A 9,748-nucleotide genomic window follows, 5' to 3' on the forward strand; every position below is an offset into this window, starting at 1 on the left:
GCAAAATCATCCCAGCCATGGACCTCGGCACCGCCGAGTTTCAGCGCCTCGATACAGGCGGTGCCGGAGCGCGCCAGCCCGAAAACAGCGATCTTCCTGCCCTTGAATGTGATCGCCGGGAACACAGTCTACCTCAGCTTCAGGGTTGCAAGGCCAAGCAGCGCCAGAACGATGGCGATAATCCAGAACCTTATGACGATGGTCGGCTCCTTCCAGCCCTTCTGCTCGAAGTGATGGTGGAGGGGAGCCATGGCAAAAACCCGTTTTCCGGTCATCTTGAACGATGCCACCTGGATGATGACGGAGAGCGTTTCCAGCACGAAAAGACCACCGATGATGGCGAGCACGATCTCATGCTTGGCGGCCACCGCAATGGCACCAAGCGCGCCGCCAAGTGACAACGAGCCCGTGTCGCCCATGAAGATCATGGCGGGAGGCGCGTTGAACCACAGAAAGCCAAGCCCTGCACCGACGATGGCGCCGCAGATGATCGCCAGTTCGCCAGACCCGCGCACGAAATGCAGCTCGAGATAGTTGGAGAAATTGAAGTTGCCGACCAGATAGACAATCAGGCCGAGGCTCGCAGCCGCGATCATCACCGGAACGATCGCCAGGCCATCAAGACCATCCGTCATGTTCACCGCATTGCCAGCACCCACCACCACGAACATGCCAACGAAGATGAAGAACATGCCAAATGGGATCAGAACATCCTTTAGGAACGGCACGGCAAGAGACGTGGAAAGGGGCTTCTCCCCAATCCACATGAAGATTCCCACCGCCACCCCGGCGATGGCGAATTCGGCCAGCAACCGAACCTTGCCGGAAAACCCCTTGGTCGAGGCCTTGGTCACCTTGAGAAAATCATCATAGAAGCCGATTGCCCCGAAACCGAGTGTGACGAACAGGACAGCCCACACATAGAGATTGCGCAGATCGGCCCACAACAGGGTTCCAACAAAAATGCCGAGCAGGATCATCAGCCCACCCATGGTGGGCGTTCCCTGTTTTTCAACGATGTGGCGCTGTGGTCCATCGGAACGGATGGGCTGGCCCCTGCCCTGTTTGATCTTTAGCAGGGAGATGATGCGCGGGCCAAACAGGAAGACGAAGACCAGCGCCGTCATGATCGCAAGCCCGGTACGCGTCGTCTGGTACCGGAACACGTTGAACGCGGAAATGTCATCGGACAGGCTGGTCAGCAACAGGAAAAGCATCAGGTGTCCTTCACTACAGGAGGATGAGCAGAGCGGACTGCCTCGGCAAGCGGCCCCATGCGACTGCCGAGCGAGCCCTTGATCATGATGACATCGCCGGGCCTGAGGCTGCCGAGCAACGCCTCGCGCAAGCCCTCCGAGTTTTCCGCATAGGCACCGCGCTTCTCCGGCTCTATGCCGGACCACAGGCTTGCCATATGCGGCCCAGAGGCAAACACGAGGTCAACGCGGGCATCGTTCAGTGGCGCCAGCAGACCAGCGTGAAGTTCGGAACTTCTCGCGCCAAGCTCCAGCATGTCGCCCAACACGGCAATGCGCCGGCCACGCTTGCCCGGCCGGGCGCTACCAAGCAGGGCGAGTGCCGCAGCAACGGAAGCCGGATTGGCATTGTAGCTTTCATCGATCAGCAGCAGTTCGCCTCCTGCGATGGCCAGCGTTTCACGCACGCCACGGCCCTTGGCCGGCCGCGCGGCTGCCAGCGCCAGTGCAGCACGGGCCAGATCTGCGCCTGTCAGCTTGGCGGCAGCCAGAACAGCAAGACTGTTGAGCGCCATGTGCTCGCCTGGAAGGCCTAGTTTGTAGATGATGGTCTCGCCCATCACGCTGGCAGTGATGCAGCAGCAGGTTTCATGGAGTGCTGCCTGCTGCAACCGCACATCAGACTCGGGGTGCTTGCCGAATGACACGATGGCGTCAACACCGCAGTGACGGGCAGCCGCCGCAAGCCGGTCGAAGTATGGCGTGTCACGGCTGATCACGGCATGACCGCCCGGGACAAGGCCGGTGAAGATTTCGGCCTTGGCGTCTGCAATGGCATCAAGCGAGGGGAAATTACCGAGATGGCTGGCAGCGATGGTGGTGACAATCGCCACATGCGGCTGAACCATGGCAACCAGCGGGGTGATTTCACCAGCGTGGTTCATGCCGATCTCAAAGACGCCGAAGGCGGTCTCGCGCGGCATGCGGGCGAGCGTCAGTGGCACGCCCCAGTGATTATTGAAGGATGCAGCAGACGCGTGGGTTGCGCCTGAGGCCGTGAGCGCCGTGCGCAGCATTTCCTTGGTTGAAGTCTTGCCCACGCTTCCAGTGACAGCCACGATCTGACCCTGGCACCGGGCACGTGCGGCGCGGCCCATGTTCTCGAGACCACGCAAGGGGTCACCGGACACCTCAAGCACCGGACCAGCGGCCAGCATCTCCGGCGTGACCCGCGAGACTACGGCAAGCCCCGCACCCGCCGCGAGGGCGGGTGCAACAAAATCATGGCCATCATGGCGTTCGCCACGGATCGCGACGAACACATCGCCCTCTGCAATGCTGCGAGAATCAATGCTGACGGCGGTGAGAGGCTTTTTCACCGTGCCATGCAGACGCCCGCCAGTGGCCGCAAGCAATTCCTGGATGGTCCAGAGCGCCTCAGCCATGGCCGTCACGCCCCTCAATGGCAGCAAGAACTGCCGCGTGATCGCTGAACGGCAGAGTCTGCTTACCAATCTTCTGGCCTTCCTCATGCCCTTTGCCCGCGACGACCATTACGTCCCCGGCAGACAGATCCGCAACAGCAGCACGGATGGCATCGGCGCGGTGACCGATTTCGATGGCATGAGGCGCGGCCGCCAGAATGGCTGCACGGATCTGGGCCGGATCTTCACTGCGAGGGTTGTCATCCGTGACATAGACCACATCGGCCAGGCGCGAGGCGATCGCCCCCATCAGTGGCCGCTTGGCACGGTCACGGTCGCCGCCACAGCCAAACACGAGCACGAGCCGCCCCGCCGCATATGGACGCAAAGCGGCAAGTGCATTCTCCAAGGCATCAGGCTTGTGGGCATAATCGACGAAGACCGGCGCCCCGCTCCTGCTGCGGCCGACGAGCTCGAGCCTGCCACGCGCACCCTTGATCTGCCCAAGCGCCGCGATGACACGCGCGGCATCGCTTCCCGTGCTGATGACAAGCCCCGCAGCGACGAGCGAGTTCGAAACCTGGAAATCACCCACAAGAGGAAGCATCACGCTGAACCGCTGCGACCGGACATCCAGCTCAAGGCGCTGGCCCGCCGTCTCACGCGCAACATTCAAGAGCCTGATGCCAAGTCCGTTACGACCCACGCTCCAGACATCCAGCTTCGCCGCCCGGGCACGCTCCGCGGCCGCCTCGCCATGTGGGGTATCAGTGTTGACGACGGCAGGACTGCCTGGTGGCAGCAGGTCCTCAAAGAGCCGCATCTTGGCATCGAAATAGGACTGAAGGTTCGGGTGATAGTCGAGATGATCATGCGAGAGATTGGTGAAACCAGCCGCCGAGAGCCGAAGCCCGTCCATGCGATATTGATCAAGCCCATGACTCGAAGCCTCGATGGCCATATGTGTGACCCCCTCCGCCGCGAAATCAGCGGCAATGCGCTGCAGGGTCATGGCATCCGGGGTGGTGTGTTCGAGCGCCACGTTGCCAGACGGCGAAACAGCGCCAACCGTTCCGAGACTTGCGGCACGCAAACCAAGCGCGCCCCACAGCTCGCGCACGAAGGTCGCAACCGATGTCTTGCCGCTGGTGCCCGTGACGGCCACGACCGTGTCCGGCTGGGCGCCAAAGAAGCGGGCCGCCATGAGCGAATAGAGACGGCGCGGATTGCCGCTGGCAACCAGTGGCACGCCAGATGCCTGCACGCGCTCGCCAGCAACGACCGCAACCGCACCCTGAGCCACAGCCTGTGGAATGAAGCTTGCACCGTCCGCAGCTGTTCCGGGGAGTGCGGCAAAAACGAAACCCGGCCTGACAAGCCGACTGTCGGACGTCAGCCCGGCCACGCGCAGGCTGGCCACGGCACCCGAAAGCACCGCATCACCATCAACCAGCTGCCCCAGTGTCTTCAGCAACGGCCCATCATTCCTTCTCGGTCGCCTGCTTGGCCTCGAGCTTGGCTATCTTTTCCAGATCTTCGGCTGAGAAAACCGGTTCAACGCCCAGCATAGGCGCGATGCGCTCAATGACCTTGCCAGCCGTTGGAACGGCGTTCCAGCCAGCTGTCGCAAAACCGTATGTCCCGGGCGTTGCCTTGGGCTCATCGAGCATGACCAGAACCAGATACTGCGGATCATCCATTGGGAAGGCACCAATGAAGGAGGTGATCCGGTTATCCTTCGAGTAGCGGCCGTTCACCACCTTTTCCGCCGTACCCGTCTTGCCGCCAACCCGGTAGCCGATCACATCGGCCTTAGATGCCGATCCCACCTGTGCATTCAGCCGGAACAGCTGGCGGAGAAGGGCACTGGTTTCAGGCTTCACGATGGTACGTGACAAGGCGAGCGCATCCTGCTCGCTACGCCGAAGGAGAGTCGGGGCAATCAGATGCCCGCCATTGATCAGGCCCGCCACCACGGCTGCACCCTGCAGAGGCTGCACGGCAAATCCATGGCCAAAAGCCGCCGTCGCGGTGGCAAGCTTGCTCCAGCGGCGGGGCAGCAACGGCCGGGCACTTTCGGGCAGTTCCGTCTGCAAGCGATCCATCAGACCGACGCGCCGCAGGAATTCCTGGTGACGCTCAGTACCAACCTCAAGGGCCATGCGCGCCGTACCAATATTCGAGGAAAAAGTGAAAACTTCAGGAAGCGTCAGCACCCGGCGCTGCGGGCGAAAATCACTGATGCGGGCACTGCCGATCACCAGTGGATAGCGCGCATCGAACCTGCTCTCAAGACTGGCTGTGCCATAGTCAAGCGCCATGGCAAAGGTTACCGCCTTGATCACGGAGCCCAACTCATAGACACCGCTCGTCATGCGGTTCTGCTGGTCTCTGGTGAAGTTCTTCTTCTCCTGATTGGGATTGAAATCCGGCAGCGACACCAGCGAAAGAATCTCGCCAGTCTTGACGTTCATGACAATGCCGCCACCCGCAATTGCCCCGAACTTGATGATGGCATCCGAGATCTCGTCAATCATGGTGGCCTGCACCCGCATGTCGACGGATAGCTGGGCGGGTGCGCTGCGGTGCTCCGCCGGATCGGCAAGCGATGCGGTGTAGATTGCGCCCTGATTGTCAAGATACTGTTCGATGCCGGCAATGCCCTTGTTGTCGAGATCGACATAGCCCGTCACATGGGCACCAAGCCGGCCTTGCGGATATACGCGGCGGCGTTCGTTGACGTAGCTCACGCCGGGAATGCCAAGATTATAGACGGCGTCGCGCTCTTCCGGGGACACCTGCCGCTTGATCCATGCAAAGCGCTTGGCCGTGGTGAGCTTGCGGCGCAGGTCGCGGGCATTGAGATCTGGCATGGTGGCCGTGAGCAATTCGACGGCCTCGTCAATGTCGATGATCTTCGAAGGATCGGCAAAGATAGAGGCCACTGCGACATCAGTTGCCAGCAACACCCCATTGCGATCGACGATATCCGGACGCGGCAGACGGTCCTCGACGACGGGACGGACGCTGCTCTCATCAGACTTGGGGAACAGCGTCAGATGGGTGAGCTGGGCAGCAATGGCCAGAAATGCCGCAGCGAAACAGATGCCAAGCAGCCTGATACGATTCTGCCCACCCAGACGGCGGGACGCCTGTTCCTCCAGAGCCTTGGCGGACATGCCCTCGGTCATTGCTGCAACTCACCAATGATGGCGCCGATGGGATCGGACCCCTGGGCTTCGAGCTTGATGATGGGTTCGGGCGGCACGTGATTCACGATGTCCTCGAACTTCACGATCTGACCCGCCTTCAAAGTAGAAAGGCCAAGATGCTGCTCGGCCAGAGCGTGCAGCCGGTCGGGACGGGTGAGGCTCGACCACTCGGCATTTAGAAGCCTCATGTTTTCCGTTTCCTCGCCAATTTCGCGCTTGAGCCGCGCGATATCGCGCTCCAGGCCGCGGGTGGCGTGTTCGAGCGAGTAGACAACGAAGCCCGACACCAGCAGTGTAAAGATGAGAATGAAATTCAGGAACTTGTGCATCTAGTGACGCGTCCCTCGGCGCGTGCCAGCGCGGGCAGGCCGGACGAAGGGCGGCGCGGATGTCCGGACAGCCGCCCTGAGCTTGGCAGAGCGGGCCCTGGGATTGAGAGCTGCCTCCTCATCAGAGGCCGCAACATGGCCCTTGAAGGCTGGCAGGAATGACGGTTCAGGACCTTCCGCTGCAGCCGGCAGATGACGCGAGGACGAGGGCAGCCGCCCGCAGCGCGACGCGAAGAACTGCTTCACGATGCGGTCTTCCAGCGAATGAAAGGTGACCACAACCAGACGCCCACCCGGAGAGAGCAGCCGCTCGGCCGCACACAGGGCTTGTGTGAGTTCGTCGAGCTCGGCATTCACGTGAATGCGCAAGGCCTGAAAGGTGCGGGTCGCCGGATGAATGCGGTCGGTGGGCCGTGGCCGACCCGTGACGCGCTCGATAACACGGACCAGTCCAAGCGTCGTGGTGATGGGAGCCTCAACCCGCGCCGCCACAATGGCGCGGGCGATGGCGCGGGCGCGGGGCTCTTCACCAAACTTGAAAATGATATCGGCGAGTTCTTCCTGCGGCAGCATGTTGACATCATCCGCAGCACTCGGACCCTCACCGCTCATGCGCATGTCGAGGGGCCCGTCGCGCAGGAAAGAAAACCCGCGCGCCGGATCGTCGATCTGCATCGAGGACACACCGACATCAAGCACAACTCCATCAATGACAGTTTGACCCGTCGCAATGACCAGTGCTTCCATATCGGAGAACCGACCTTCAACCAGAGTCAGGCGCCCCGCGAAGGCTTGCAGCAAGGCCTGACCGGCACGGACCGCGGTGGGATCTCGGTCGATCGCCACCACACGAGTGTCGGCAGCCACCAGAATGGCACTGCTGTACCCTCCGGCGCCGAACGTGCCATCAACATAAACGCCGCCATCGTGCGGCTGGAGAGCACGCAACACCTCAGCCAGCATTACCGGCACATGGGGGCGGTCAGAGATCGAGCGGGCGGCGGCCATCGGAAGCCTAAGTCACGGTGAAAAAGGCGTTAATCGTCAGCAGACATTGCCGCCGGCCCGCTTAACAAATGGTTTCGATTTCGCCTGTGGCGAAGGAGAATGCCAGCCGGTCTGTAAGCCGGGTTCTGTCCGTGCGAGTTGCCCCGCAGTGGATGACCATTCATCTGGAACGCCCGTTGCCGGACGCTTCACGCAACCTACCCGGGTGGCTGGGCCGGAAACGGCCCCGACAGCCTTGCAGCCGCCCCGCCACCCCTATTCGGTCTTGCTCCCGGTGGGGTTTGCCCTGCCACCGTCATTGCTGACGGCGCGGTGCGCTCTTGCCGCACCATTTCACCCTTGCGCCAGGCCGAGGCCCGGGTCGCGGTATCATTTCTGTGGCACTTTCCCTGGGGTCGCCCCCGCCGGGCGTTACCCGGCACCGTGTTTCCATGGAGCCCGGACTTTCCTCCCCCGCGCCCTTTCGAGACATGCGGCGGCGGTCATCCGACCAGCTGGCTTCTGGGAGGTAGGCGCTTTGACGGCCAAGATCAATGCGCTTCTCTCGGGCCTCTCAGCTATTGACCGAAAACCACCCGGCCATCGCATACCGTCAAGCGCGGGCTGATCGCACGGAGCGCAGAGGGATCAGCGGCCTCCAGATCGACTGGCATGAGACAGATATCGGCGAGCAGGCCCTCCTGCAGAACACCTGTCTTGCCATCCATGAAGCCAGCATAGGCGCCATCGGCGGTGTAGGAGTGGAGGGCATCGGCAAGGCTCTGGCGATTGTCGGGCATCGAGTTGTTCCAGCGTACACGGGTCATCGCCGACTGAATTGACCACAGGGGGTCAATGTCGGAGACCGGCCAATCGGTACCGAACACAAGCCTTGCGCCCGCCCGGCGCAGGGCCGACCATGCGAAGGCATGAGGCCAGCGCGCGGCGCCGATCCGCGAGAGGTAAGGTTCCAGCGGCAGGCCGTGACAGCCGGGCGGATGAGGCGGCTGCATCGAGGCGATGACCCCCAGAGCAGCAAACCGGGGAATGTCATCCGGGTGGATGACCTCGACATGCTCGACCCGGTGGCGCGAGTCGCGCCGGCCGTTGGCCTTGATCGCAGCATCGTAACCATCGAGCACAATGCGCACGGCGCCATCGCCAATGGCATGTACGGCAATCTGCAGGCCACGTCTGTCCGCAGCAATGGCAATCTCGGCAAAACGCCGGGCTTCAAACAGCGGCTCGCCACGCCAGCCTGGCCGATCGGCATAGTCCTCCATCATCACCGCGGTACCGGAATCGATCACTCCGTCCATGAACAGCTTCACAGACCCCGAGGACAGCATATCCGAGCGATAGCGTCTGGCCATGTCCTCCGCCTTGTCGAGCATCGCCAGATCCATGAAATTCTTGAAGTGGAACGGCACTCTCACTCGGGCCGTGAGGCTGTCGCGCTTCTGTAACTCCTGCAGCAGTTCAAGCGTGTAAAGATTTCCATCCATGTTCTGAATGAAAGTGATGCCGTGCGCCGCAGCGTGCGCAAGCCCGGTGCGCATGATTTCAAGGTCGGATTCAAACTCTGCCCCGGCAGGATAAGGGTCTGGCTCACCGCCAGTCACAAGTCCCAGCCGGTCACGCATGCCCTTGCGGGACAAGGCCCGGACCGGGTCAATGGCCTGGCCTTCACGCAATTCACCCCGGGCCAGGCCATCTTTGGCCATGACGATCTCGTTGCCTGGACCGAGCGTTCGGCCCCTCAGCATGCCAGCCTTCTCGAGAGCCAGCGTATTGGCCCAGGCGGTGTGGTGGTCCGGCGAATAGACGAGGATCGGACGGTCGCGGACGATCGAATCAAGATGATGGCGGGAGAGCGGTTCATGCTCGCCGATGATCACGTAGTCAGCCTGTTCGCCGATGATCAGATCGTCACCGGGATTGTCGCGGATATAGGCTTCGATGCGCGACCTGAGCTCGGCCAGGCCGCGGGTGCCGAAAAGGTTCAGGTGGCTGAGCTCCGCCGCCCCGGCAAAAAGGTGCATGTGGCTCTCGACGAAGCCCGGCAGAATTGTGCCGCCCCCAGCGTCAATCACTCGGGTGGCGCCCCCCTTGCAGGCCATGACTTCGGCATGGCTGCCGACACGACTGATCCGGTTTCCGGACACGGCCAGCGCCTCTGCCCTTGGCTGCGACGGGTCCATGGTGAGCAGCCGGCCATTGGTTATGATGAGAGAAGCCGTCATGGGCGGGGGCCCTCCCAGCCGATGCCTTCTGCTTCCATCATCGCCTCCCAGGCGGGACGTGACGTCACGAGGCCGACCAGCGTCTTGATGTGGGCGTAGTCGGTAGCTGGCCGCCCCATGCCGCGCGTCCAGCGACAGAGCATGGCCAGAAAGATGTCAACGGCGGAGAACGACCGCCCCAGCATGTAGGGTCCGGTTGCCGCAAGCCCGGCATCAATCTTGCCGAACATGCCGGCCATGCGCCGCTCCGATATCGACTTGAGTTCCTCGCGGGAGGCAGAACTGTCAAGATAATGATCGGCGTGCCACCAATGCTGCAGCTCTTCCTGCAGCGTATTCGTGAGATAGAACAGCCAT

7 protein-coding genes, 1 other RNA gene and 1 pseudogene are annotated in these 9,748 nt (G+C 62.0%); all 9 read right to left on the reverse strand.

Annotated features, from left to right (window positions below; translation table 11 throughout):
* Positions 1-128: 128 nt before the first annotated feature.
* Complete coding sequence (gene mraY, locus ACILRN_RS13145) at positions 129-1,217, reverse strand: phospho-N-acetylmuramoyl-pentapeptide-transferase (RefSeq protein WP_395688976.1); 1,089 nt, start codon at positions 1,215-1,217, stop codon at positions 129-131.
* Positions 1,217-2,641, reverse strand: coding sequence for a UDP-N-acetylmuramoylalanyl-D-glutamyl-2,6-diaminopimelate--D-alanyl-D-alanine ligase (locus ACILRN_RS13150; protein WP_395688978.1), 1,425 nt, complete (start codon positions 2,639-2,641; stop codon positions 1,217-1,219). The genes mraY and ACILRN_RS13150 overlap by 1 nt, the downstream gene beginning before the upstream one ends.
* Positions 2,634-4,091, reverse strand: coding sequence for a UDP-N-acetylmuramoyl-L-alanyl-D-glutamate--2,6-diaminopimelate ligase (locus tag ACILRN_RS13155; RefSeq protein ID WP_395688988.1), 1,458 nt, complete (start codon positions 4,089-4,091; stop codon positions 2,634-2,636). The genes ACILRN_RS13150 and ACILRN_RS13155 overlap by 8 nt, the downstream gene beginning before the upstream one ends.
* Positions 4,092-4,101: 10 nt before the next feature.
* Positions 4,102-5,811, reverse strand: a complete 1,710-nt coding sequence (locus ACILRN_RS13160) for a peptidoglycan D,D-transpeptidase FtsI family protein (RefSeq protein ID WP_395688980.1) — start codon at positions 5,809-5,811, stop codon at positions 4,102-4,104.
* Entirely contained in the window at positions 5,808-6,161 is a 354-nt protein-coding gene (ftsL, locus tag ACILRN_RS13165; RefSeq protein ID WP_395688983.1) for a cell division protein FtsL, read from the reverse strand. The genes ACILRN_RS13160 and ftsL overlap by 4 nt, the downstream gene beginning before the upstream one ends.
* Positions 6,162-7,151, reverse strand: coding sequence for a 16S rRNA (cytosine(1402)-N(4))-methyltransferase RsmH (rsmH, locus tag ACILRN_RS13170; protein ID WP_395688990.1), 990 nt, complete (start codon positions 7,149-7,151; stop codon positions 6,162-6,164).
* Positions 7,152-7,267: 116 nt separating this feature from the next.
* Positions 7,268-7,667: RNase P RNA component class A (rnpB, locus tag ACILRN_RS13175), an RNA gene on the reverse strand.
* 59 nt (positions 7,668-7,726) lie between these two features.
* A complete protein-coding gene (locus tag ACILRN_RS13180) occupies positions 7,727-9,391 on the reverse strand; it encodes an amidohydrolase (RefSeq protein ID WP_395688985.1) in 1,665 nt (554 codons plus the stop codon).
* A pseudogene (locus ACILRN_RS13185) lies at positions 9,388-9,748 on the reverse strand (hypothetical protein); the annotation flags it as partial. The gene ACILRN_RS13180 and the pseudogene ACILRN_RS13185, both read right to left, overlap by 4 nt.

The organism is Aestuariivirga sp. (assembly GCF_044238155.1).
GTDB lineage: Bacteria > Pseudomonadota > Alphaproteobacteria > Rhizobiales > Aestuariivirgaceae > Aestuariivirga.

Excerpts from the sequence above, each read along its gene's own strand:
- mraY (WP_395688976.1), bottom strand. The coding sequence starts at position 1,217 with ATGCTTTTCCTGTTGCTGACCAGCCTGTCCGATGACATTTCCGCGTTC.
- ACILRN_RS13150 (WP_395688978.1), bottom strand. The coding sequence starts at position 2,641 with ATGGCTGAGGCGCTCTGGACCATCCAGGAATTGCTTGCGGCCACTGGC.
- ACILRN_RS13160 (WP_395688980.1), bottom strand. The coding sequence starts at position 5,811 with ATGACCGAGGGCATGTCCGCCAAGGCTCTGGAGGAACAGGCGTCCCGC.
- ftsL (WP_395688983.1), bottom strand. The coding sequence starts at position 6,161 with ATGCACAAGTTCCTGAATTTCATTCTCATCTTTACACTGCTGGTGTCG.
- ACILRN_RS13180 (WP_395688985.1), bottom strand. The coding sequence starts at position 9,391 with ATGACGGCTTCTCTCATCATAACCAATGGCCGGCTGCTCACCATGGAC.